Source organism: Natronolimnohabitans innermongolicus JCM 12255, assembly GCF_000337215.1.
Taxonomy (GTDB): domain Archaea; phylum Halobacteriota; class Halobacteria; order Halobacteriales; family Natrialbaceae; genus Natronolimnohabitans; species Natronolimnohabitans innermongolicus.
Window position 1 is genome coordinate 1 of sequence record NZ_AOHZ01000052.1, and the last position, 25,225, is coordinate 25,225.

The 25,225-nt window shown below is 63.2% G+C and carries 22 protein-coding genes; 8 read left to right on the forward strand and 14 right to left on the reverse strand.

Annotated elements, in window-relative coordinates:
• The 4 genes from C493_RS11485 to C493_RS11500 all read left to right on the forward strand — a co-directional run.
• Positions 1–834, forward strand: an 834-nt coding sequence (locus C493_RS11485; RefSeq protein WP_007259607.1) for an extracellular solute-binding protein, incomplete at its 5' end; no start/stop codon positions are given.
• Positions 835–1,124: 290 nt separating this feature from the next.
• Positions 1,125–2,627, forward strand: a complete 1,503-nt coding sequence (locus C493_RS11490) for an ABC transporter permease (protein ID WP_083912405.1) — start codon at positions 1,125–1,127, stop codon at positions 2,625–2,627.
• 78 nt (positions 2,628–2,705) lie between these two features.
• Positions 2,706–3,284 (forward strand): DUF7090 family protein, encoded by a 579-nt coding sequence (locus C493_RS11495; RefSeq protein ID WP_007259609.1) that lies wholly within the window; start codon positions 2,706–2,708, stop codon positions 3,282–3,284.
• 114 nt (positions 3,285–3,398) lie between these two features.
• Positions 3,399–3,833, forward strand: a complete 435-nt coding sequence (locus C493_RS11500) for a CBS domain-containing protein (RefSeq protein ID WP_007259610.1) — start codon at positions 3,399–3,401, stop codon at positions 3,831–3,833.
• A gap of 138 nt (positions 3,834–3,971) precedes the next feature.
• Here C493_RS11500 and C493_RS11505 read toward each other — a convergent pair whose 3' ends face one another.
• The 4 genes from C493_RS11505 to C493_RS11520 all read right to left on the reverse strand — a co-directional run bounded on the left by C493_RS11505 (position 3,972) and on the right by C493_RS11520 (position 7,411).
• A complete protein-coding gene (locus C493_RS11505) occupies positions 3,972–4,805 on the reverse strand; it encodes a DUF7089 family protein (protein WP_007259611.1) in 834 nt (277 codons plus the stop codon).
• A 432-nt stretch (positions 4,806–5,237) separates the two neighbouring features.
• On the reverse strand, positions 5,238–6,353 hold the full coding sequence (locus C493_RS11510) for an OapC/ArvC family zinc-ribbon domain-containing protein (RefSeq protein WP_007259612.1): 1,116 nt from the start codon (positions 6,351–6,353) through the stop codon (positions 5,238–5,240).
• A gap of 12 nt (positions 6,354–6,365) precedes the next feature.
• Positions 6,366–6,767 carry a DUF2073 domain-containing protein gene (locus C493_RS11515; protein WP_007259613.1) on the reverse strand — a complete coding sequence of 134 codons (402 nt, stop codon included), beginning with the start codon at positions 6,765–6,767 and terminating at the stop codon, positions 6,366–6,368.
• A gap of 5 nt (positions 6,768–6,772) precedes the next feature.
• Positions 6,773–7,411, reverse strand: a complete 639-nt coding sequence (locus tag C493_RS11520; protein WP_007259614.1) for an Era-like GTP-binding protein — start codon at positions 7,409–7,411, stop codon at positions 6,773–6,775.
• Between the two features lie 1,265 nt (positions 7,412–8,676).
• Between C493_RS11520 and C493_RS11525 the strand changes: the two genes are divergently transcribed.
• Both C493_RS11525 and C493_RS11530 read left to right on the forward strand, forming a co-directional pair.
• Complete coding sequence (locus C493_RS11525; protein WP_007259615.1) at positions 8,677–10,461, forward strand: Cdc6/Cdc18 family protein; 1,785 nt, start codon at positions 8,677–8,679, stop codon at positions 10,459–10,461.
• Between the two features lie 81 nt (positions 10,462–10,542).
• Entirely contained in the window at positions 10,543–11,082 is a 540-nt protein-coding gene (locus C493_RS11530) for a hypothetical protein (RefSeq protein ID WP_007259616.1), read from the forward strand.
• A 240-nt stretch (positions 11,083–11,322) separates the two neighbouring features.
• Here C493_RS11530 and C493_RS11535 read toward each other — a convergent pair whose 3' ends face one another.
• On the reverse strand, positions 11,323–12,291 hold the full coding sequence (locus C493_RS11535) for a S24/S26 family peptidase (RefSeq protein ID WP_007259617.1): 969 nt from the start codon (positions 12,289–12,291) through the stop codon (positions 11,323–11,325).
• Between the two features lie 354 nt (positions 12,292–12,645).
• On the opposite strand from C493_RS11535, the gene C493_RS11540 reads away from it, so the two are divergent.
• Entirely contained in the window at positions 12,646–14,316 is a 1,671-nt protein-coding gene (locus C493_RS11540; protein WP_007259618.1) for a DNA-directed DNA polymerase II small subunit, read from the forward strand.
• 458 nt (positions 14,317–14,774) lie between these two features.
• Positions 14,775–15,656 (forward strand): amidohydrolase family protein, encoded by an 882-nt coding sequence (locus C493_RS11550; protein WP_007259620.1) that lies wholly within the window; start codon positions 14,775–14,777, stop codon positions 15,654–15,656.
• A gap of 79 nt (positions 15,657–15,735) precedes the next feature.
• Here C493_RS11550 and C493_RS11555 read toward each other — a convergent pair whose 3' ends face one another.
• The 9 genes from C493_RS11555 to C493_RS11595 form a co-directional block, all read right to left on the reverse strand.
• Entirely contained in the window at positions 15,736–16,125 is a 390-nt protein-coding gene (locus C493_RS11555) for a hotdog family protein (RefSeq protein WP_007259621.1), read from the reverse strand.
• Position 16,126: 1 nt separating this feature from the next.
• On the reverse strand, positions 16,127–16,855 hold the full coding sequence (locus C493_RS11560; protein WP_007259622.1) for an ABC transporter ATP-binding protein: 729 nt from the start codon (positions 16,853–16,855) through the stop codon (positions 16,127–16,129).
• Between the two features lie 2 nt (positions 16,856–16,857).
• Complete coding sequence (locus tag C493_RS11565; protein WP_007259623.1) at positions 16,858–17,658, reverse strand: ABC transporter ATP-binding protein; 801 nt, start codon at positions 17,656–17,658, stop codon at positions 16,858–16,860.
• The gene (locus C493_RS11570) at positions 17,655–18,692 is read right to left on the reverse strand and encodes a branched-chain amino acid ABC transporter permease (protein WP_007259624.1); all 1,038 of its coding nucleotides are present in this window, start codon (positions 18,690–18,692) and stop codon (positions 17,655–17,657) included. The genes C493_RS11565 and C493_RS11570 overlap by 4 nt, the downstream gene beginning before the upstream one ends.
• Complete coding sequence (locus C493_RS11575; RefSeq protein WP_007259625.1) at positions 18,689–19,597, reverse strand: branched-chain amino acid ABC transporter permease; 909 nt, start codon at positions 19,595–19,597, stop codon at positions 18,689–18,691. The genes C493_RS11570 and C493_RS11575 overlap by 4 nt, the downstream gene beginning before the upstream one ends.
• A 6-nt stretch (positions 19,598–19,603) precedes the next feature.
• Positions 19,604–20,941, reverse strand: a complete 1,338-nt coding sequence (locus tag C493_RS11580; protein WP_007259626.1) for an ABC transporter substrate-binding protein — start codon at positions 20,939–20,941, stop codon at positions 19,604–19,606.
• A gap of 156 nt (positions 20,942–21,097) precedes the next feature.
• The gene (locus tag C493_RS11585; protein WP_007259627.1) at positions 21,098–21,565 is read right to left on the reverse strand and encodes a MaoC family dehydratase; all 468 of its coding nucleotides are present in this window, start codon (positions 21,563–21,565) and stop codon (positions 21,098–21,100) included.
• A gap of 58 nt (positions 21,566–21,623) precedes the next feature.
• Complete coding sequence (locus C493_RS11590) at positions 21,624–23,420, reverse strand: acyl-CoA carboxylase subunit beta (RefSeq protein WP_007259628.1); 1,797 nt, start codon at positions 23,418–23,420, stop codon at positions 21,624–21,626.
• Between the two features lie 2 nt (positions 23,421–23,422).
• Positions 23,423–25,225, reverse strand: a complete 1,803-nt coding sequence (locus tag C493_RS11595; protein ID WP_007259629.1) for an acetyl/propionyl/methylcrotonyl-CoA carboxylase subunit alpha — start codon at positions 25,223–25,225, stop codon at positions 23,423–23,425.

The window sequence follows — 25,225 nt, forward strand, 5'->3', positions numbered from 1 at the left end:
GACCGGTACGGTGACTCGGCCGGTATGGTCGGTCAAATCGACGAAGAGGGCGACGACAGTCCCGCCGACCTCTTTTACACGCAAGATTCGGGAACGCTGGGTCAACTGAAAGAGCGCGGTCGAACCGCCGAACTGACCGACGACGTTCTCGAGACCGTACCGGAGTCCTACCGCGATCCGGACGGAACCTGGACCGGAGTTTCCGGGCGAACGCGATCGGTGGCTTACAACACCGACGAATGGGACGCCGAAGATATTCCAAACGATATCCTCGAGTTCGAGGACGACGAGCAGTTCGAAGACGAACTCGGCTGGCGGACCGACTCGGGCTCGTTCCTCTCGTTCATCCGCGCGATGATGATCGAATACGGAGCGGACCGAACCGAAGAGTGGATCGAGGGCCTCCAGGAACTCGGTATCAACAACTACGAGGGCGGCTCGACGACGCCCCAGGCCGTCGCCGACGGCGAAGTGACTGTCGGCCTCGTCAACCACTACTACGTCGGTCGGCTACTCGAGGACGACGAGGACGCACCGATCAACGTGACGTTCACCGAGGGCGACGTCGGTTCGCTGTTTAACGTCTCCGGCGTAGCCGTCGTCGACACCGCCGACGACGTGGATCTCGCTCAGGAGTTCGTTGAGACTGTGATCAGCGAGGACGTCCAAGAGATGTTCGTCGATCTCAACGCCGAGTACGCCGTCATCGACGATGTCGAATACGTCGGCGACATGCCCCAGCTCGACGAACTCAATCCGCCGGAGTTCGATCTGAACGATCTCGCCGACGTTGAACCCGCCCAGGATCTGCTCCGAGACGTCGGCATCCTCTGAGAGGACTGTCGTACCGGTGTGCCGGCACAACCGCGGAACAGTCGGGGTTGCGCCGGAACTGATGGAGTAGTTCGTCTGAACTTCGCCGCGACGAATCGATCCACTGATCGGACCGCGACTGAACCTGTTCCGTCGCCCGCATCGGGGAGTTAGGAAGCCATAAACCAATCCACTAGTAACGATCACCCGTGAGTGACCGCGTTTCAACGTCCGAAAGCTCTTCGTCGCTCTTCGATCGGAGAGACCATGCGCTGGGTTTGACGCTGCTCAGCGGAGCCGTCGCCGCGCTAATGGTCTTTCCGCTCTCGTGGATCTTTCTCCGAGCGTTCGAGGTCGATTTCGGCCGCGCGACCGACATTCTCCTGCGGCCTCGGTCGCTCGAGATCGTCCTCAACAGCGTTCTTCTGATGGCCGGCGTGACGGTTCTGTCCGTTCTCATCGGCGTTCCGTGCGCGTGGCTGACCGTCCGGACTGATCTCCCATTCAAACGGTTCTGGACGGTCGTCATCGCACTGCCGCTAGCGATTCCCAGCTATCTGGGTGCGCTCGCGTACATCTCTGCGTTCGGCCCTCGCGGGGAACTCCAGTCGATACTCGAACCACTAGGTGTCGAACGACTTCCCGAGATATACGGGCTTCACGGCGCGATTCTCGTCATTACGCTCTATACGTACCCCTACGTCTTTTTGACGACCCGCGCAGCCCTGAAAACCTTCGATACGACGCTGGTCGACGCCGCACGCACCCTGGAACACGACTACCGCGAGACGTTGCGCCGCGTGACGCTGCCACAGATCTGGCCGGCGATCACCGCCGGCGCCCTGCTGGTCGCGCTGTACGCCGTCTCCGACTTCGGGACGCCCGCATTCATGCAACTGGACGTTTTCACTCGCCAGATTTACGTCGAGTACCGCGGCTGGAACTTGGACTACGCCGCGATGCTCTCGATCCAGTTGATCGTCCTCACCATCTTCATCCTCGCCCTCGAGTCGAAAGTCCGCGGCCGCGAAAAGATCTACACCGACTCGAGTGGCGGTCAAGGGTTTACGGTCGAACTCGGATCATGGCGGTGGCCGGCGGCGGGCGCGTGCGCGCTCCTGTTTACCGCGACGATCCTCCTCCCCGTGGCCGTCTTCTCCTCGTGGTACCTCGGCGGCGCGACGAGCGACGTGCAGGCCTACCAGTTCCAGTGGGAGTACGCGTTCAACTCGGCGACCGTCTCGGCCGCCGCGGCCGGCATTGCCGCCCTCGCCGCACTGCCTGTGGCGTACCTCGCCGCCCGGTACGACACCCGACTCGGAGAACTGTTCGAGCGCGCGACGTACGTCGGCTACGCCGTTCCCGGCATCGTCATCGGACTCGCGCTCGTGTTCTTCGGCGCCAACTACGCCGGTATCGTCTACCAGGCACTGCCGCTGTTGATCTTTGCCTACGTCGTTCGCTTCATGCCCCAGTCCGTCGGCTCGACTAGAACCGCAATCCTTCAGGTGAATCCGAAGCTCACTGAGGCATCGCGAACGCTGGGGAAGAACAACCTCGAGACGTTTCGAAAGGTGACGCTACCGCTGATCGCGCCGGGAATCGTCGCCGGCGCGGCGCTGGTCTTCCTGACGACGATGAAGGAGTTGCCGGCGACGCTGTTGCTCCGACCGACCGGCTTCGACACGCTGGTTACGCACATCTGGCGCGCCGAGGAGGCCGCCTACATGAGCCACGCGGCCATCCCCGCGTTCGTGATTCTGCTCGTTTCCGGCCTCTCGATGGTGATTATCCTCCGACAAGAGGACGCCTAACACGGGTTCGGTTGCGGGCTCGGTCGCGGCGACCGCAGCGGGACTATTAAGTCGGTGCCGCAAGTTGTTCACGCCAGTATGGAGTACTCGCTTGAAATCGACGGCACGCCGGAGACGATACCGGGCGGGACCGGCGTCCTGCTGTTGCATCCGAGCACGGGCGAAACGGACCGCATCGACACCGACTTTCTGAAGACCGACACCGACAACTTCCTCGTCATTTCCACGCGAACCACGGCCCGCGAAGTCAAACAAAAACTCGAGTACTACGACGTCGACGAAGACTGCGCCGAAATCCTCGACACCCTCTCGATCGAACGCGGCTACTCGCGGCGCCGGAGCGACACCGTCCACTACGTCGCCGCCCCCGACGACGTCGACGGCATCGTCGAACACATCGACGGCTTCCTCGAGGCCCACGACGGCAAGCTCCGCCTGAGTTTCGACTCCGTCACCGAACTCGCCTACTACGCCGGCGACGAGGAGGCCATCGAGACGGTCGAACGCATCCTGGAACTGCTCGAGGAACACGACGCCGTCGGGCTCTTTCACGTCTCCGAAGAGCCACACAGCGAGGCCGTCGTCGACCGCTTTCGCGACCTGTTTACCGGTATCATCGACCTCGACGAGGACGGCAGCATCGACGCCGAGTTCTGAGTTCCGGATACCGTCGCGGCCGACGGTTGGGTCTGCAGCGTGAGCGTTTTATTTTCCTCACCGGGGTAGGCGCGGTCGTCGTCGGGGCCGTAACCCCGTCGACGGAGGCTATCGATGCCACAAATCAGAACAATCGTCCGCGAAGAGGTCGTCTCCGCGGCGCCGGACGAACCGCTCACCGAACTGGCCGACCGCATGGACGAAAAGCGGGTCGGAAGCGTCGTGATCGTCGAAAACGACGAACCGCGAGGGATCGTTACGGATCGTGATATCACGCTCGAGGTCGTCTCTCGCGGCGAAGATCCCGCGTCGGTGACCGCCGACGACGTGATGAGCGACGACCTCGTCACCGTCGACGCCGACAGCGGGATCTTCGACGTGCTCCGTGCGATGGAAGACGCGAGCGTTCGACGCGTTCCGGCGATCGACACGGACGGGACGCTCGCCGGAATCGTGACCTTCGACGACTTCGTCGTGCTGTTGAGTCGAGAGCTGGGCCTGCTGGGCGAGATCGTCGAAGCCGAGATACCACCGTACGAACACACCTGAAACGGCGGGGCAGTAGTCGACCGGTCGTTTCGGTTCGACGGCGGTCGCGGCCGGATCGACCGCGATTCGAGTTCGGATCCGACCGATCGCCGACGCAAACGAGCGAAATCCGGCCCGATCAGCCCGAGCGCCGGACGCTCACTCCGCGAGCGCGTCGAACGTCTTCTCGGCCCACCGAATCGCGTACTCGGGTCCGTGGTCGCGGTAGGCCTCCGTATCGAGCGCCGCGAACGGCGCCGGCAGTTCGATCGCGTGCTTGATCGACGCACAGGCCAACTCCGTCGCGTCCGCAAAATCAGTCTCGCCGCGAGCGACCGCCCGCGAGAGCCCCGACACGCGGTCCTCGAGCCGGTTGCCCGCGTCCTGCCAGGCGTCGGCGAGTTCCGGGTGGGCGCCGGCGTCCGCGTCTGTAGCTGTATCTGTATCCGTGTCTGCGTCGGTGCCCGCGTGCCAATCGGCGAAAACTTCGCGCGTCTGGAGGCCGACCCAGCCGTCGTACAGCGCCGCCGCGACCTGGTACGTTCCGTTCGAATCGAGCGCGACGGTTTCGTCGAGTTCGAGGTAGCGGTCCTCGAAGAACCCGAGGAAGTGTTCGGGGACGTCGAGTCCGACCTCGACGAACGCTTCGGCGAGCAGAAAGTCGACGAACGCTTCGGGCGAGCCTTCGACTCGCGGCTTGACGATGACGACCGGCGGCTCGGTCTGGCGCGTCCAGGCGACGCTGCCGTCGCCGGGCATGCCGATCGTCAGATCCGAACTCGCGTAGCGAGCCAGCAGCTGTGGGGCGTCGGCCGGGAGCCAGTCGGCCGGATAGCTCGCCGGCTCGAGCGCGTCGACGACCAGTCCCAGCTCCTCGGCCTGGGCCGGCGGAAGCGTTTCGAAGTCGCGGTCGCAGTCGTACACCTGTGCGTCGGCTGCGTGCTCGTCTCGAACCGCCGCGACCGGACTCGAGAGGTCACGCGCTTCGAACATCAGACGAGGACGTTCTGGGCGACGGCCAGCAGTGAGAGTACCACCGCGACGGCGACCGTGGCGAGGACGACCTTGGTTGGAGTGCTCATACGTGAACGCAATCAGTCGTCTCGCTTAAATCCATCTTTCTCAGACGGACTGACTGTCGGTAGGCCGTCTCCCTGCCAGCAGACCGTAGCGGTGACATCGCGTCGGTCGATCGGGTCGTGCGTTTCGCTGCCATACCAATTGTTCGGGTGGAATCGAATTCAGGAGTCAACTCGAGAATAGATCGTTCTCTGTGGTGTTTGCATTCGAAATAGAGGGGTGGGTAGAAGGACGCAGTTACGGGACACGGTTCGACTCGAGCAGCCGCGAGCCGCTCGGAGCACACCGAGTATCGTCGGAATTCCTGCAGACGGATCGCCGAGACGACTCTCCCGACCTGGGTGGTTACGGCTCTTCCTCGTCCGATCGCCACGTATCCGGGACGTCGATCACGTACCGACCGTCTTCCTGCAGCGAGATGATGTACTCCTCACGGTTGTAGAGTTCCATCAGGTTGAGTTCGTACTGTCCCGGGCTGACGATCCTGATGCTCTCGAACTGCTCGTTGAGTTCTTCGCGGAGTTCTTCGATCGAGGGCTGCTCACCCGAGGGTTCGCTGACGACGCGCCCGCGGTCGGACGGCGGTACGTCGTCGTCGGCGTTCGGTGTAGCTGCTACATCGTCGGCGGGGGCCTCAGCAGGAAGGTCGTCCGATTGGACGACCGCGCTCCGAGCGTCTGCCTGCGCCGAATCCTCGCTGTCGGCCATGATCGACTCGGTGCCACTCGGGTGCGACTCCGGTTCCGTCCCCGCCTCCGTCTTCAGTTCCGTCTCCGTCCCTGTACCGGACGGTGACCGATCTGGCTCGACGGGATCCGTCGATTGCGATCGAGCGGTCGACGCCGCGTGGTCGGCGTCGGTCCCGGCTCCGGTCTGTGCGGTCGACCGATCTTCCGGCCGTTTGGCGGTATCGGGCCAAGCCGCGAACTCGCTCGTTTCGCCACCCGAATGACGGTCGCCGTCCGATCGGCCACCGCTCGCGTCGACGGACGACTGGTCGGTGCTGTCGGCCGGCGACTGCCCAGCGGCGTCGGTCGTGGCTCGACCACTCGAGCGCTGTCTCGTCGCGGCGTCGCCGTCCGCGTGTTGAGCGGTCTCGGCCTCACCCGCTCGGTCGCGCGCGTCTGTGGGCCAGGATCGACTGTCGTCAGTCGTCTCGGTCCCTTCGTTTCCGGTCGAGTCGGAACTCGAGGACACCCAACCGCGAACGGTTTCTGCGGCGCGGCCGACGGTTCCAGTCGTCTCGGACTCCTCGTCTGCGTTCGAGGCGGCCGAAGCGCTCGCGTCAGCTCCGTCCCGTTCGGTCGCCGTCGACGCCTGAGACGTCTGAGCCGATCCGCCGGACGCTCGGCCGGCGGGTGCAAACTGGAACTTGTTGCCGCCACAGTCCGGACAGCCCGACAGCATCTCCTTCGAACCGTCGGGGAACGTCCGGCCGCAGGTCGTACATTCGTGTGGCATTAGTTGTCAGTCTCAGTCTCGAGAGACGAGTGCGCTGATGAGCGTTTCGTCCTTGTGGAGCGTTTCGATCTGGTTGGCCGGGCCGATGACCGTCAGCTTCGCCGTCGATTCGTCGTTACCCATGATCCGGCCGAGCAGCGAGGAGTCGTTCGCCTTGGACTTCGGGTACGTCTCGATTTCGATGCCGTTGAACTCGTCAGGGCTGATCTCGGACATCGTCACCTCGATGAGACGGCTCTCCTCGTCGGGCGACAGACCCTCCTCGAGGATGACGATGTTGCCGTCGTGGACGCCGTCTAAGATCATCCTGATCTTCTCCATCGTCGCCATGTTCTCCATGCGCTCGCCGCTGATCAGGTCGATCTGAACGCCGTCGGAACCGTCCGAATCGTCCGCGTTGGTTGCTTTTGGCATCGTGATCACCCGAAGTACTCCGCGATGTTGTCGTAGACTTCGTCCATGTTGTCGCCTTCCTTCGCGGAGAGCGGGATCGTCTTGTGTTGCGGGAAGGCGTCTTCGATCCGCTTGACACTCGAGTCGTCGAGGTCGATCTTGTTCGCGAAGATGAGAACGGGGAGATCGCGGGATTCGATGATCCCGATCAGCATGGTGTTGACCTGCGTGATCGGATCTTCGGCGCTATCGAGAACGTAAATGACGCCGTCGACGTCTTCGCGCAGCCAGTGCATCGCCTCGGCGACGCCTTCGGTCGCCTCGCGGGAGCGACGGATGGCGTCGTCGTGTTCCATCTCGTCGGTGAACTCCTCGTAGTCGACTTTCGTCGTCACGCCGGGCGTGTCGACGATGTCGATGGTCACCGACTTGCCGTTGCGTTCGATCTGAACGTCTTCTTTCCTGCGTGCGCGTCGCGTCTCGTGCGGGATGTGACTCTCCGCGCCGATCGCGTCGCCCGTCCAGTCACGAGCGATTCGGTTGGCAAGCGTCGTCTTTCCAGCGTTCGGCGGACCGTAAATACCGATTCGTTTGGGTTCCTGTTCCGAAAACAGGCGATCCGTAACCCGAGAGATACTATCTTTGAGTTCTGTGAACAGTCCCATCCTAGGGGGCCTCCAGCACCGCGGGGTGCATCTGCGCGTACTACAAACTGAATCCACTTAAGCCTACGTCAGACGTGTAGACAATTCAACGACTGTGAGTTGTCATCAGGTATAAAGAACTCATATGTGCAGTTATCGAGCGCTGACACCACCCCCGTTTCGAGTCCGATTGACCCGAATCCAATCGACCTGAGTCAGTCGACCGCAGTCCATCCCCGGTTCGTTACAGATATCGGAGTTCTGTGACGATTGCGGCTGTGGACTTCCTCCTTGTTTCTCCGTGACCAAGCCCATCGATCCATGATGGTCGAGTTATCAATATATCGATCGATAGGGTGAGTTACCAATAGTCGTGGCTTTTGGTACCGTATCCCTCGAAAGTGATTTCGTTTCGCTGTTGGACGACCTCGAGACACCCCCCACCCCTTCGTTTCAACTGGAGACGACTGTCGGTGGGGGAGGGGGTTTCGTCGAATACGACGGAGATCGTCACCGAGAGAACGTCTATTTTGGCGATATTGGAGGATACGAGACCTGTCTCGCCTATCGAGCTGCTAAGAATTGGCTCTAGTAACTCGAGCTGCTGAGAGAGGCTGTTCTAGCAGTCTCTAGTAACTAGAAACAACATTCCTAGTAAAATAACTGATTTGCTAGTGCTACGGACCGTGTTCGATGCCGTAGGTAATAAAGGTTCCCGTTCTAGAAACCACCCCTCCCCCCCTCCCCTCCTTCAGCGTGTTCCACCTGAAACGAAGGGGTGGGGGGCTAGATCAGTCTGCAATTAAACGCCATTATATCTCACTAGGCTCGACTCGGTGACTCGACTCGTCATCGTCAGTATATTCTCTCGATTTTCCTCACCTACTCCACGATCCGGTCGGAGTGACAACCCACTGATCTGAAGATCCGTTCGACCCGAAACGATCGCGACAATCCGCGGGGCGATCGTTCGTTGACTGAGACCACCCGTTAACGCAGCAGTGACCCAATCGTGGGCGTCGAGCCGACATCAACTGGGACCGGCTGAAATACCACTACACTGGCCGCTGAGCTCGCCAAACGGCTGGATTTCGACGATAATACTCGATACGACCGAGGGAAGGGACAAATTTAATATCGTGGTTTTCCTCTGTTTCGTTTGCATCAACTGGACTCGGACCGGGCACGCGAAATAGTGGAGCTGTCGATTTAGGCACTCTCACACGCGATATACCTGCGTTCGCGTCCGGATTTCCACTCGAAACGAGGGGGTGCGTGTACGACGAATGTCAGACGACGATCCAGAAACCACGGGTTCGGACGCGATCGACAGCGACGAGAAACCCGGCTTCTCGAGTTTCGAAAGCGCCGACCTCGCCGACGAAGAGTCGAGTCAGGGGTTGTTCGACGACCTGCTGAGCGGAGAACCTATCTTCGAGAACAAGGAGGTGTTGCGGCCGTCCTATACGCCACACGAACTCCCGCATCGAAGCGATCAGATCAACAAGATGGCGACGATCCTCGTCGCAGCGCTGCGCGGCGAGACACCGTCGAACATCCTGATCTACGGGAAAACCGGGACGGGAAAGACCGCGAGCGCCAAGTTCGTCAGCAAGGAACTCGAGAGCACCTCCCAGAAGTACAGCGTTCCCTGTGACGTCGAATACATCAACTGCGAGGTTACGGACACGCAGTATCGCGTCCTCGCACAGCTGGCCAACAAGTTCATCGAGAAGAACAAGGCCCGGATCGACGACCGAATCGAGGGTCTCGAGGCGACACTTACTGCCCTCGACGAGTACGAAGCGGCCGCCGAGACCGAATCGGAAGCCGACGCCGATCAGTCCGGCCTCTTCGACGGAATCGACGACCTCGAGACGAGTGAGGCTTCCGTCGGTACTGGTAGTTCGACTGGAGATGAAAACCACCAGCAGACGAACGAATCTCCAGATGAAATGGAGGGGTCGTCTTCTGCCGACATCGAACGGATGCCACCAACTGCGCCCGGAACGGCCGAGACCGACGACGAACGCCTCGACGCTGACACCGAGCGCAGCGAGGCCGGCGACGGGATCGAATCGGACGACGAACTCCCGGTCGAGCATCCGCTCGCATCGACGCCCTTCGATTCCCGCGAGGACGTTCGCGACCGGATCGCGGAACTTGAGGACGACCGAGACTCCTTCGAAGAGGTTCCGATGACCGGGTGGCCGACGGACCGCGTCTACAGCGTCTTCTTCGACGCCGTCGACTACGACGAGCGAGTCGTCGTGATCATGCTAGACGAGATCGACAAACTCGTCGAGAAAAGCGGCGACGACACGCTCTATAACCTCTCGCGGATGAACTCCGAACTCGAGAACTCCCGGGTGTCGATCATCGGCATCTCGAACGACCTGAAGTTCACTGATTTCCTCGATCCTCGTGTCAAATCCTCACTCGGCGAGGAGGAAATCGTCTTCCCGCCGTACGACGCCAACCAGCTGCGCGACATCCTCGAGCACCGTTCGGACGTCGCGTTCAAAGGCGGCGCGCTCTCCGACGACGTGATCCCGCTGTGTGCCGCCTTCGCGGCCCAGGAACACGGCGACGCGCGACGCGCGTTAGACCTCTTACGAACCGCAGGCGAACTCGCCGAACGCTCCCAGTCGGAGACCATCGTCGAGAAACACGTCCGCGAGGCCCAGGACAAGATCGAACTCGACCGCGTCGTCGAGGTCGTCCGTACCCTCCCTACCCAGTCGAAGCTCGTCCTCTTCGCGATTATCCTCCTCGAGAAAAACGGCGTACACAGCATCAACACGGGCGAGGTGTTCAACATCTACAAACGCCTCTGTGAAGAGATCGACGCCGACGTCCTGACCCAGCGTCGGGTGACGGACCTCATCAGCGAACTCGACATGCTCGGCATCGTCAACGCGGTCGTCGTCTCCAAGGGCCGATACGGTCGCACCAAGGAGATCAGCCTCTCGGTGCCGATCGACGAAACCGAGGCCGTCCTCCTCTCGGACTCGCGGCTCTCGGATATCGACGATGTCCAGCCGTTCGTTCAGGCCCGTTTCGAGAACTGAACCACCATTTCGAGAACTGTACCACTGATTTTCCGGCTCTAAGCCGACGGGCTGATAACCCTCGAGTTGATTCGATTCGACATGAACCGACGGGCAGTACTCGCCAGCACGGCGGGACTCGTTTCGATGGCCGGCTGTCTCTTTGCCGACGACGGCCCGGATCACGAGTACGAACGCGGCGACATCGAAATCCGTATCGACGGCGACGAGTTCGACCTCTCGGCTGACCGATTTCAGGCCGAACACGCCGACGACTACTCGATGAACTTCCACCTCCACGAGAGCGACGATCACTGGTACAACGACCACCCTGAGAGCGGCGAACGGGTTTCCTTCGCGGAGGGAATCGATCTCCTCCCGGAGTTCGTCTACGACGACGCGGACGGCGAACACGCTGTCATCATCGACGACACCGAATACGACGGCCGCGAACCCGACACGGAACTCTCGTTTTTCGTCGACGACGAGCAGGTGGATCCGACCCAACACACCGTTCGGGAGGGGGATTCGCTTCGACTCGAGATCGATACCGACGCCGATGACACCGAGTCGGACGCAGACGACGAGGACGGATCGGACGCCGACGGCGGGGACGAGTCAGATACCAACACCGACGAGTAACCGCCAACAGCGACACGAAATCTGCCAGCGACGTCGACACGAACGCAAATCGGTACGGTTTCGACTCGAACCGAACTGTCCCGTGACCCGTTCCCGCTCGCGTCGACGGCTAGTTCGAGTCGAACCGACGGGGTTGGTTCGGAACGACACGATTCCCGACACTGGCCGCTCGTGGAGTCGGTCAGTCGTACGAAGGAGGCAAACACATACTCGAGTCGCAACCGCGGGCGACTCGTCGATTCAGGGTCGCCGACGGCCTGCCGCCATCGCGACGCCGGCACCGACGCCGGCGAATCCAGTTGCACCGGTGAGGCCTGCCTGCACGGTGGCATCGTCGAGTGGAATCGGCGCGGTGTCGATCACCGGCGCGGGGGCGAGCATGCCGCCGAGGAGTTCGTCGAACATGAGTCGAACGTGACCGAGCCACGGCACGCGGAAACTCGCCTTGCCGGTGACCCACTCGGGTTTGACGACGTCGATCGGATCTCGTTGTCCGATCTGGTCGTAGCCGTTGTTCGCGTCGCCTTTCGTGATGAAGCCGTCGTGCGGTGCGGGACAGGTCGGCACGTCGTCGCAGGTCGCGCCGCCGACGATCTCGTCGTCGGCTCTGGTGTCGACCCAGTTTTCGTCCTCCTCGACCCAGAAATGGGCCCGGTGTATGATCGGGACGCGACTGTCGTCGCCGTTCGGGCGGAAGACGATCACGTCACCCTCGTTGCCGAACTTCTCGTGGCCGTTATCCTGGCCGTTCTCGAGCGTGACGACTCCGGTTCCGTCGACGGGGTCGTCACCGACGAATCGGTCGTCGTCGACGACGAAGATCAGGTCACCTCGTTCCATGTTCGGCTCCATGCTGCCGCTCTCGACGGCGACCAGTGGTGGCCAGACGCCGCTGATGCCGAACAGAATCAGGCCGATCACCGCGACGATCGCAATGCTGCTCAGAACGTCGCGAGCGAAGACGACGTTGCCGCTCTCGGACTTGAGGAACCAGCGAACGACGCCGTCGTCTTCGATCGTGACGGCGTCCGGGTTCGAATTTCGGCGTTGCGGTGATCTGTCGGCAGTTCGCGGTGATTCCGCGTCCCCAGATGGTTGCCCGTCGTCGGCGTCGGCTCGATCCCCGTCACGCGGGTGCCGATCGCGGCTGCGGCCGGAATCGGCGTCGTCGGGATCGTCGGGAGCGCCACCGGGGTTAGACCCACTCATCGTCACTCGTTTTGCCGGGATGTCCAATCAACCTTCTGCTCCGATGGCCGCCGGCGTCAGTCGGTTCCGGCCGATTCTCGAGGGGTACCCATCCAAACAGGGGCGCTCGAGCGTCGCCTCTACAGACGCTCCGAGAGTCGATCCCGTCGCAGCCAGTCATTGTCTCTGCTATTCCGAACGCGGAAATAACTCTGCTGGTACCGGTTGCCTCTAGCGGCGACGTTGCAAGTCGAGTACGAGTACGGCGACGCTCGAGCGAAGCGCGGCGAGGATCGCGGGCGCGCCAGTCCCGGAGCAACCTCGCCGGATTGCGATTACGGTACTCTTTTCTCTTCGCTCGCGAATGCGAGTCGTGTGCCACTCGAGGCGCCGGCCCGGATCGTCAGCGAACTCACCAGCCGCGGCTACAACGCCGAGCGCGAGGCCGTAACCAAACTCTCGTCGGCCGAGAACCCGCGGGTCGCCCTCGAGTGCGTCGTCGAAACGCTTCCCGAGGACGCGCTGGTCGTCACGACCGACCACGTCGAGCGGGCCCTCGAGACCGCGGCGTCCTCACCAGTAGCGGACGATCCCGCGGCGACGGACGGCTCTGCGCCGACGGACGATTCTCCCCCGACGCCGGACGCTGCGACCGAGGGGACTTCCGACTCGCCGACACCTTCTGACCCCTCTGTTTCGACTGGAGCCGACGCCTCGAATCCGCCGGCCGCGGACGGGGCCGCTCCAGTTGAAACGAAGGGGGGAAGAGAAACGGAAACGGAAACTGCAACGGGAACGACAACGGAAACGGACCGCATCGAACGCTCGGTCGATCCCGAACTGCGCGACCTCGAGATCGCCGGCGACATGACCGGCGAGAGTACGGGGACGGGCGAGTACGAGGACTTCGTCGCCGTCTTTCGGGACCGGCTCGAGCGACTCGGCGGCAAGCTACGAGGACGGATCAACCACCGTCCGGCGTCGGCGATCGGCAATATGGGCGGCGGCACCGACGTCGCGATGGTTGGTCTGGTCAACGACATCCGGTCGACGGCCAGCGGCCACTGGCTGATCGAACTCGAGGACGCGACGGGGACGTTCCCGTGGCTCGTGATGAAAGACCGCGAGTTCGCGGGGCTGGTCGATCAGTTGCTCTGCGACGAGGTGCTGGCGATGGAGGGCACCCTCTCGGACGACGCGGGGATCGCCTTCGTCGACTCGATGTACTTCCCAGACGTGCCCCGGACCCACGAGCCGTCGACGGCCGACCGCCACGTGCAGGCGGCGCTGATCAGCGACGTCCACGTCGGCAGCCAGGAGTTCATGGCCGACGCCTGGAACCGCTTTGCCGACTGGCTCCACACCGCGGAGGCCCAGCACGTCGAGTACCTGCTCATCGCCGGCGACATGGTCGAGGGCGTCGGCGTCTACCCCGACCAGGACGAGGAACTCGACATCGTCGACATTTACGAGCAGTACGAGGCCTTCAACGAGCGGCTCAAGCAGGTGCCGGGCGATCTGGAGATCGTCATGATCCCGGGCAACCACGACGCCGTTCGCCTCGCGGAGCCCCAGCCTGGCTTCGACGAGGAACTCCGCGAGATCATGTCCGCCCACGATCCACAAATCGTGAGCAATCCCTCAACCGTGACCCTCGAGGGCGTCTCGGTGTTGATGTACCACGGCGTCAGCCTCGACGAAGTCATCGCGGAACTCCCCGAGGAGAAGGCGAACTACGACGAGCCCCACAAGGCGATGTACCAGCTCCTGAAGAAGCGCCACGTCGCGCCGCAGTTCGGGGGGCACACCCGCCTCGCACCGGAAGAGGAGGACTTCCTCATCATGGAGGAGGTGCCCGACATCTTCCACACCGGTCACGTCCACAAGCTCGGCTTCGGGAAGTACCACAACGTGCTCGCGATCAACTCGGGGTGCTGGCAGGCCCAGACCGACTTCCAGAAGAGCGTCAACATCGATCCTGACTCGGGGTACGCGCCGATCGTCGATCTGGACACGCTCGACGTGACCGTCCAGAAGTTCAGTTGACGGTGTTGTTTTCGCCCGTCACAAGCCATTGTCCGGTCCGCGCCGATCGAGTCTCGCCGCTCGTGCCGTCGGCGTACCGGAGGTGTTTTACCATAGGGGCAGAGAATGGGGTGTAGACGGCACGGTCGGACGGCTACCTTTCAGCGCGTGGTTTCCACGCGTGTTCACCTGTCCGCCCTACCCCGTCGTTCTAACACTCACGAGCGGCTGCGCTCGCGGTCTAGGGAGTGCATCTTAGTTGCCGTTGAGTCGCCAGATTTGTCTCTCGAGCGTGTCGGCCGGAGCGAGTTCGGCGATCTCGTTTTCGCCAATCAGATCGGGTATCGGCGGCCGAGACGTCGTAGCGATCGTCGCGAATTCCTCGCCGCTGCCGGTATCTCTATGGCGCTGATCGTGGTACGACCGATGAACGCACCGAACGCTCCCCCGTTTCGATGGCACCCAGTCCCCCTCCGTCGATGCTCGACGACCGACCGAACGTCTTCCGTCCCGCGATCGACGCCCACACTCACCTGTTGCCCGAGCGTCTGCTCCGAGCGATCCGTCGATCGCTCAGTGCTGAGACCGGCTGGGAGTTCCCGACGCCGACGGCTCGAACCGATATCGAGGCTGTCCTCCGATCGGCGGGCGTCGAGGCCGCCGTCGCCCTCCCGTACGCTCACGAGGCGGGGCTCGCACGCGAGTTGAACTCGTGGCTGCTCGAGCGGGCCGCGTCCTCGGATCTCCTCATCCCGTTCGCGACGGTCCACCCCGACGACGAGGCCGGCGCGACCATCGCGCGTGAGGCGTTCGAGGCCGGCGCTTGCGGTCTGAAGATCCACTGTCCGGTCCAGGAGTGTCGGCCCGCCGATCCGCGCCTCGAGCCCGCCCTCGAGGTCGCCGTCGACTACGGCCGGCCGGTCACCTACCACGGCGGAACGGCGCCGATGTTCGAGGACAGCCCCTACGTCGGCGCGGCCCCCTTTCGTGACCTACTCGAGTCCTATCCGAAGCTGCGGGTCTGCTGTGCCCACATGGGAACGTACGAGGTCGATCGATTTCTGGAGTTCGCGCGTGAGTACGATACCGCTTACCTGGACACGACGTTCGCGATGTCGACCGCTGCACCGGAAACGATGGGATTCGAGCCGTCGTCGATTCCGGACGCAACGCTGATCGAACTCTCGGACTCGATCATGTACGGATCCGATTTCCCGAACATCCCGTATCCGTACCGGGAGGAGCGAGCGCATCTGCTCGAGCGGGAGTTGCCACAAGAGGTGGCGCGGGACGTTTTCTATCGGACCGCACTCGAGTATCTGGACCTCGATGACGACCTCGAGTCGAATTCGACGGGCTGATTCACTCTCGAGGTCGTTTCGTGGCTCATCCTCCGTCCCTCGCGGCGGAAGGAAAGCCGACACCTCCCGCACCGGCCGTTCAGTCGGACGATTCTCGCCAGATCAGTCCCTCGATCGTTCCGTCCAGGACGGTCTCACCGGCCTCGTTTTCACAGCCCACGTTGACGGCGACCTCGTAGCGATCGTCTCGCTCTGTGACGGCGTCGAAGATCCACGTGCAACTGATCCGGTCGCCCGTGTAGACCGGTCGGACGAACTCGAATGCCATCGCCGTCGCCAGCACCTCGAGGTCGCCGCCGATCTTCGTCGGGAGGGTCGCGGTCAGCAGTCCGTGGACCAGTAACTGACCGTCGTCGGGTTCGGTGTGTCGATCCTGTGTATCACCCGATACCTCGGCGAACCGCTCGACCTCGTCGGTCGTGAACGTCCGTGCGAACGTATGGGTTTCACCGACGGTTGGACGACACACACTAGCCACCTTCGAAGATCCGTTCGATCTCTTCGTTTTCCGTGATCGGTTCGTCGCGGCCGATCTCGGTCACGATCTCGCCCCGTTCGATGACGTATGCCCGATCGGCGATCTCTGCCGCGTGGCGGACGTTCGATTCCGCCACGACGATCGAGATTCCGAGGTCTTTGATGCGCGTGACGCCGTCGCGGAACTGCTCTCTCACGGAGGGTGCGAGTCCCTCGAACGGCTCGTCGAGCAACACGATGTCGGGATCCGAAGTGAGCGCCCGCCCGACGGTGACCATCTTCTGCTGGCCGCCGCTCAGTTGACCGGCCGGTCGGTCGAGGAACGCTTCCATCTCGGGGTAGATCTCGAGTACTCGGTCTCGACGTTCTCGGAACCCGTCTTCGTCGGTGTCGGCTTTTCCCCACGTGGACATCCGCAGGTTATCTTCGACGGAGAGCGTGGTGAACAACCGTCGGTCCTCAGGTGCGAACCCGACGCCGTGACGAATCCGTTCCCTCGACGGGCGGTCCGTGAGATCGGTTCCGTTCACCCGAATCGAACCGTTCCGAATCGAGGTCTGGCCCATCACCGATCGGAACGTCGTCGTCTTGCCCGCCCCGTTGCGACCGATCAGCGCGACGGTCTCGCCCGCCTCGACCCGAATCGAAACGTCCTCGAGAACCGTCGCTCGGTCGATACTGACGGTGAGGTCGTCGACGTCGAGTAGCGACTGGTGGCTCATCGTCAGACACCCCCCTCGAGGATGAACTGGTTGACCGCTTCGGAGTTCATCACGGCCGCCGGATCGTCGTCGTCGAGCACGCGCCCCTCGTGGAGGGCGACGATTCGATCGGAGTACGAGCGGATGAGTTCCATGTCGTGTTCGATGAAGATGAGGCCGATGTTCCGCTCGACCGCCGCGTCGGTGATGGTCTCCATCACCGCGTTTTTCTCTCGAGAGCCGACGCCGCTCGTCGGTTCGTCGAGCACCATGAGTTTCGGCCGGAGCGCGAACGACATCGCCACGTCGAGGATCTTGCGTACCCCGTGTGGCAGGTGTTCGGTGTGTTCGTCCGCGTGTGACTCGAGGTTGAACATCTCGAGCAGTCGCTCGGTCTCCTCGATGGAGGCGGTGTCGCGATGGGTGAGCGAGAACAGCCGATTGTTCTCTTGCTTTCGGGAGAGAACGCTCGACTGGACGTTTTCGAACACGGTGAGCTCGTCGTAGATCTGTGGGATCTGGAACGAGCGGACGAGGCCCCGTCGAACGCGCTTGTACTTGCGCAGATCGGAGATGTCGTCGCCGTCGAAGACGATCGTCCCGTCAGTCAGTGAGAGCGCACCCGAAATGAGGTTCGTGTACGTCGTCTTTCCGGCGCCGTTCGGGCCGATGATACCGACGATCTCGTCGTCGTAGAACTCGAGGCTCACACCGTCGACGGCGACGAGGTTACCGAACTCCTTGCGGACGTTTTCGGTTCTGAGGATCGGTTCCGTCGATGCGTTCTGCGTCGTGGACGTGGAGTCCGTTTCTCGCGTGCTCATGAGTCGTCCCTCCGTTCGTTGAGATCGTCGACAAGCGCCTTTGCACCGCCCCAGATGCCCTTCTCACGGAGCGTCAGCACCACCACGAACAACACGAGACCCATGGTGAAGTGCCAGTAGGTCGTAACGCCGAGTGCTACCTCCTGGAGGATGATGAAGCCGCTGGCGCCGATGATGGGGCCGAGGAAGGTACCGATACCACCGAGCAGTGCCATGAAGACGATCTCGCCGGACATCGTCCAGTCGAGGTACTCCGGCGTGACGTGTCCGACCACGACAGCGTAGAGGGCACCGGCGAGTCCGACGATCATCGCCGAGAGGACCATCGAATACAACCGATACCGAAGTATCGGGACGCCGCTCATCTCGGCTCGCGTCTCGTTCTCACGGATCATCTTCAGCGTGAGCCCGAACGGCGAGCGGAGGACGAGCCAGAGCACCGCGATCGTCGCGAACAGACACACGAGAATCACGTGGTAGTAAAAGCCCATCAGGTAGATATGGGCCGGCGCCTCGCTGATCGGGATACCCAGGAAATCGGGACGACTGAGCCCGATACCGTCCGTTCCGCGGGTGAGTCCGCCGACGTCTCGAGCCGCGAGGACGTAGAGGAGCTGTGCCAGCGCCAGCGTCAACAGCGCAAAGTAGATCTCGTGGGTCTTGACCGAGAGCGCGCCGATGACCGCGCCAACGACGCCGGCCGCCAGCATCGCCAGCACGAGCAAAACGATGAGGTCGGTGATTCCGGCGCTCTCCATCGCGATCACCACGGTGTACATCCCGGTTCCGAAGAACGCGGCGTGGCCGAACGACAGCAGTCCAGTGTAGCCGAGGACGATGTTGAACCCGAGCGCAGCGATAGCGAAACACATGATCCACGCCAGCAGCCGGGTGTGGTACGCGTTCATCGTCAGCCCGGGGTACAGCGCGAGGGCAGCGAACAGAACGCCCCCTCCGAGCAGGCGCTTATCCAGGAGAAGCCCCTTCAGCTCCTGGGCTTTCATGTCGCCGAACGTCGGCAAGCGAGTGCTCATTCTACCACCCCCTCGTCGCCGAACAGTCCCTCGGGTTTGAAGATGATGACGAGCGCCATTAACCCGAAGACGATCGCCAGCTCCAGTGCCGGGAAGTACGCGATCCCGAAGCTCCGGACCATGCCGATGACGAGCGCAGCGACCACGACGCCCTTGAGGCTCCCGAGTCCACCGATGACGATCACGGCGAACGAGAGCAGGACATACTCGAGTGTCACCGCCGGCGTCGCCGTCGCGAAGGGAACGAACAGTGCACCGCCGAGGGCGGCGATGGCGACCGAGATGCTGAATATCAGGACGCGAACGCGGTTGACGTTGATACCGAGCATCTGAACCATCTCGTAGTCCTCCGACATCGCCTGGGAGATCTTCCCGAGTTTCGTCTTGACGAACATGAGGTAGAGCCCGACCGCACATGCGACGGCGATCAGGATGACGAACGACCGGTAGGCGGACACCGAGACGCCCATCAGGTCGATCGCCCCCAGTTGCCGGGACGGATCGGTGGCTCCGTCGACCGTAATCGGGGACGCACCCCAGATGAACTTGATCACGTCGTCGAGCATCAGGATCACGCCGAACGTCGCCAACAGCTGGTAGACGTGCTCGATCTCGTACAGCGGGGCGAAGACCGTCTTATCGAGTACTGCCGACAGGACGAACACGACGAGCGGGATCACGAGGACGAGCATCGCCAGGAGGACGACCGTCGACGTCGTGACGTCGCCCGCGTTGTTCAGCGTCCAGACGGCCACGTAGGCTCCGAGACCGTAGAACGCGGCGTGTGCCATGTTCAGCAGGTTGAGGATACCGAACACGAGCGTCAGTCCCACCGACGCGAAGAACAACAGGGCCGCAAAGTAGAGCCCGTTGAACGTGTTTACCAGGAGTGATTCGATCGGCATTCGTTCTCACCCCGTCACCGGCTCGAGTTCGTCGACCCAGTCCATCGTCGGATCGTCCTCCGGTGGATTGACCTCTGCCGCCTCGATGAACTCGAACTCTCCGAGGAGCGGATGGTCGACGGGAAGGTCGTGGTCGTCGGTCGGGCGTCCGAAGACGGCCGGTGCGGCCGCCTGTGGCCCGTACATCGTATGCTGTCCGTGGGGCGATTCGAACGCGATGTTGTTCATCGCCGCCGTGAGCTGCTCGCCGGTCGGCCAGTCACCGATGATCGATACCGCGCGTTCGACGCCCTCCTGGAGCGCCTGGAAGCCCATCCATTCGTGGTAGGCTCCCCACCCCGGCAACTGATCGTATCGCTCGTAGTACTCATCGACGAACTCCCTGTGGGCCTCGTCCTCGTCGTAGCGGTAGTTCGGCTGGTAGCCGCCCCGACCACCAAGCCAGACATTCTCTGGCATAGACCCGCCCAGAGAGCTGAGCAGGGGCGCACCGGTGTCGCCGATCAACAGGGACTGGTCGACCGCCTCGAACATCCCGCCGTCGACGCCCTGGGAGACGAACGTCGCGATATCGCCGCCCCACAGGCTCGAGAACAGGAGGTCCGGTTCCGCGTCGGCGATCGCGGAGACGTGGGCGCTGTAGTCGGTCTCACCCAGTTCCGGATACCGCGATTCGACGATCTCGACGTCCGCGCCGACGGCCTCGAGGCCGGCTTCGAACATCTCCTGGTGATCGTGTCCCCAGGCGTAGTCGGGATCGATCGTGATCACCGTCTCGACGTCGTCCATCTGTTCGACCATCCGAACGGCGCCGACCGCACCGGCGGCGTTCGACCCCGCCGTTCGGACGACGTACTCCATGTCCGGATTCTCCTCGAACAGCTGGTAGGTTCCGGGCATCGTTACCAGAAACGGGAACTGCTGGTCGTTCGCTGCCGGCGCCACCGCGAGCGAGTGGGCACTCGAGACGATCCCCATGAGCATGTCTACCTCGCCTTCCTGTGCCATTGCCTGTACGTCACTGATCAGCGAGTCCGGTCCCGCGTCCTCGTCGAGTCGGTCGACGATCTCGATCTCGCGCTCGCCGATCAGTCCGCCCTCGTCGTTGATTCGATCGACCAGCATATCGCTCGCGTTCATCGCTTCTTCGCCGTAGAACGCCGGCGGGCCGGATTCGAAGATCATCTGGACGATACGGAACGGTTCGTCCGGGATGCCGTCGATTTCGTCCGTGCCGAAGTCCTCCTGGAGGAGAGCACAACCCGCCAGTGATCCGAGTGCCGTTACCGCGGCGGACCCCTTCAGGAAGTGCCGTCGGGAGATTCGTGAGTTGTCTTTCGTCATCTTTCGTGTATTTGTTTGAGTTTATCTGCCATGCTATCGGTCGAGGAGTCGGTCCCTCGGACCGGTTTCTACATCGTAATTCACTTCCAGCGCACTGCCACCGCGGGGTTCGCTCGCTCGAACCCCTCCGCGACTACCGTCGACGAGTCGCCCCGATTACGCGTTCCGGTGATCACCTCGCAGTGAGAGTACGGTCCGGTCGAACTCACAGACCAACGGCTCCTCGGGCTCGTTTACTTTGAAGACCTCGACGTGCATGGTGACGATGCCGCGCTCGTCGTCGCTGGTCTCGCGTTTGTCCGTCACCGTCGACTGGACGCGGATCGTATCGCCGTGGAACACCGGCTCGGGATGCTCGACGTCGTCGTAGGAGAGGTTCGCGACGATGGTCCCGTCGGTCGTTTCCGGGATGGTGATCCCGACGGCGAGGCTCATCGTGTAGAGCCCGTTGACCAGCCGCCGGCCGAAGTCGGTGTCGTCGGCGAAGTCGGCGTCGAGATGCAAGGGCTGCTGATTCATCGTCATATCGCAAAAGCGCTGGTTGTCGCTCTCGCTGATCGTGCGCCGTCGTTCGTGTTCGATGGTCTGTCCGACCTCGAACTCCTCGTAGTACAGTCCTGTCATGGGTCGTGTGTCGTGGAATCGGGATCTCGTTTCACAGGCGATACCTCGAGCGTCCGTCTCACAGGATCGTTCCGTGTTTCTTGCTCGGAAGATCTTTCTCGAGGCCCTCGTAGAACGCGAACCTGGCCTCGAGTTCGTCCCGAAGCTCGCTTGGCGGCACGATCTCGTCGATGACGACCTCGCTGGCCATCCGGTGGACGTCGATGTCCTCGCGGTACTCCGCGCGCAGTTCGGCCTCCTTCTGGGCGCGCTCCTCGGGGTCGTCGATCGCGGCCAGCTTGTTCGCGTAGACGGCGTTGATCGCGGCTTCGGGACCCATGATTGCGATCTCGCCGCTGGGCAATCCGAGCACGCTCTCGGGGTCGTAGGCCGGCCCCGACATCGCGTAGATGCCGGCGCCGTAGGCCTTCCGGACGACGACCGACTGTTTCGGGACGGTCGCCGAGGAAGTCGCGTAGATCATCCGCTTGCCCTGCTCTAAGATCCCCTCCTTTTCGACCTGCGAGCCGGCCATGAAGCCGGGGGTGTCACACAGGTAGAGCAGCGGAATCTCGTAGGCGTCGCAGGTCCAGATGAACTGGGCGGCCTTCTCGGCGGCGTCGGGGAAGATCGCGCCGGCGCGCTGTTTCGGCTGGTTCGCGACGATGCCGACCGGCCGGCCGTCGATGCGGGCGAAGGCCGTGATGATCTCGGGTCCGTATTCCGGGCGGAGCTCGAGTACGGAATCGGCGTCGACGACGCGCTCGATGACGTCGAACATGTCGTAGCCCTTGTTCGGCTCCTGGGGGACGATGGAATCGACCTCGGCGGGCGAGCGCTCCGGCGCCCGACCCTCCGTCTGCGGGGGCTTCTCGTCGGCGTTGTCGGGCAGGTAGCCGATGAGTTTCGCGACGAGTTCGCGCGCGTGTTCTTCGTCCTCGGCGATCAGATCCGCGCTGCCGGAGTGGCGGGCGTGAACGTCCGGGCCACCCAGGTCGTCGAGATCGATCTCTTCGCCGGTGACCATCTCGACCATCCGCGGGGAGGCGATGGCCATCGCGGAGACGTCCCGGACCATGACGGTGAAGTCGGCGAAGACGGGCGTGTAGGCGGCGCCGGCGATGCAGGGGCCGTAGAGCACGCAGATCTGCGGGACGCGCCCGGAGAGCATCGAGTGGTTGTAGTAGTACTTTCCGATGCCCTCGCGGTTGGCGAAAAAGCCCGTCTGCTGGTCGATTCGGCCACCCGAGGAGTCCATCAGGTAGAGCACGGGTTTCCCCGTCTTCAGGGCGCGTTGTTGCATCCGGAGGAACTTCTCGACGCCCTTCTCGGCCATCGAGCCCGCCTTGACGGTGAAGTCGTTGGCCATGAAGTGGACGTCTCGGCCTTCGAACTCGGCGGCGCCGGTGATGAGCCCGTCCGCCGGGATGCGGTTTCCGGAGTCAGCCTCGCCGGCCTGTCCGTCGGGGTGCCACTCGTCGAAGTTGGCGAACCGGCCGTCCTCGAACTGCAGGCCGTCGTCGCCGAACCAGAGGTCCAGTCGGTCGCGGACGAACAGCTTCCCCTGGTCGGCGAGTCGCTCGCGGTACTTCTCGGGGCCGCCCTCGAGGATATCCTCGATCTCGTCGCGAAGCTTGTGCTCGCGGTCGGTCGGGCCGAGGTCGTCGGCCGGCGGAGCGCTCGAGGTGCCGCCGTCCCCGGTCGCGGATGCGTCCTTCCCGGACGGGGTACCGGCCGACGCCGGTGACGCGGTCGCGAGCAGTTCGCCGTCGGTCTCGGCGTACAGCTCTACGTCGTCGCCGAGATGAGACGCGAGGGCCTTTGCAATCGCCTGTGCTTCCTGATCCGTCGTCGCGTCGGTGATTTTCACTTCCATTCTTACTCCAGTATCACGAGTGGGTCGCCCATGTCAACTGTGTCTCCGTTCGACACGGCGACGTCCGCGATGGTCCCGGCCGCCGCCGCCACCACCTCGTTCTCCATCTTCATCGCCTCGAGGACGCAGACCACGTCGCCGGGCGCGATGTCGTCGCCGGGCGCGACGTCGACCGAGAGCACGGTTCCTTGCATCTCGGCTGTGATCGCATCGCTCGCGGCGACCTGCTCGGCGCCGACGGCGCCGCTGCTTTCGGTGCTCGAGGACGGCTGCTCGGCGTTCCCTGCATCGGTGTCGCCGTCGGCGCCGTTGGCCTCGATCGCCACACCCGAGAGGCCGCCCGTGACGGCGACGTCGAACCGCCGGCCGTCGACCTCGACGATGAGGTCGTTCGTCGTGGTATCGGTCGTCCCGCACTCGTCGTCGACCGCCGTACTCCAACGGGCGACGGCGGCCTCGAGGTCGTCGTCCTCGACCGACTGATCGAGGTAGGACGTCGTGTGGCCGCCGGCGCGGAACGTCTCGTCCGCGAGCATCAGTCGGTGGAACGGCACCGTCGTCTCGACGCCGACGTCGAACTGCGAGAGCGCCCGCCGGGAGCGCTCGAGGCAGCGTTCCCGCGTCGGCGCGCGAACGATCAGTTTCGCGATCATCGAGTCGTAGTCGCCGGCGATCTCGTCGCCCCGTGCGATCGCGTCGTCGATCCGAACGCCGAGACCGCCCGGCGGATCGTACGCGGTGAGCGTTCCGGGCGTCGGTGCGAACCCGGCGGCGGGGTTCTCGGCGTTGATCCGGAACTCCATCGCGTGGCCGTCGATCTCGACGTCGGCCTGTGCGAACGGTAGTTCCGCGCCGGCCGCGATGCGGATCTGCTCGCGAACGATGTCGATCCCCGTCACCTCCTCGGTGACGGTGTGTTCGACCTGGATCCGGGTGTTGACCTCCATGAAGTAGAACTGACTGTCCTCCACGAGGAACTCCACGGTACCGGCGTTCGTGTAGCCGGCTTCGCGGACGCCGCGGCGGGCCGCGTCGCCGATCGAATCGCGGAGCCCCGCGTCGAGCGCCGGGCTCGGCGCCTCCTCGATGACTTTCTGGTGGCGTCGCTGGAGCGAGCAGTCGCGTTCCCCGAGGTGGAGGGCCGTTCCGTGTTCGTCGGCGAGGATCTGTACCTCGACGTGCTTCGGATCCTCGAGGAACTTCTCGACGTAGACGGAGTCGTTGCCGAAGTAGGCCTCGCCCTCTCGTTTGGCGCTCGTCAGGGCGTCGTCGACCTCGTCGTCGCTGCGGACGATCTTCATCCCGCGGCCGCCGCCGCCGCCCTCAGCCTTGATGGCGATCGGATAGCCGAACTCCGCACCGAGGTCCCGAACCTCGGCGGCCGTTTCGACGGGTTCCGTCGTCCCGGGAACGACCGGGACGTCGGCGCGCTGCATGATCCGACGCGCGTTCGTCTTCTCGCCGAGGGCCGTCATGGCGTCGCTCGAGGGACCGACCCAGGTGATCCCCTCGGCCGCTTCGACCCGTTCGGCGAACGCGGCGTTCTCCGCGAGGAAGCCGTAGCCGGGGTGGATCGCGTCCGCCCCCGCGCGGTCGGCGACCTCGAGGATCGCGTCGCCGTCGAGGTACGACTCGTTCGCCGGCGCGGGTCCGATGTTGTACGCCTCGTCGGCGTAGGCGACGTGACCGGCCGATCGGTCGGCGTCGCTGTAGACGGCGACGGTCTCGATCCCGAGTTCCTCACAGGCCTGCATCACGCGAACGGCGATTTCGCCGCGATTAGCCACTAGTAGTGTTTCGAACAT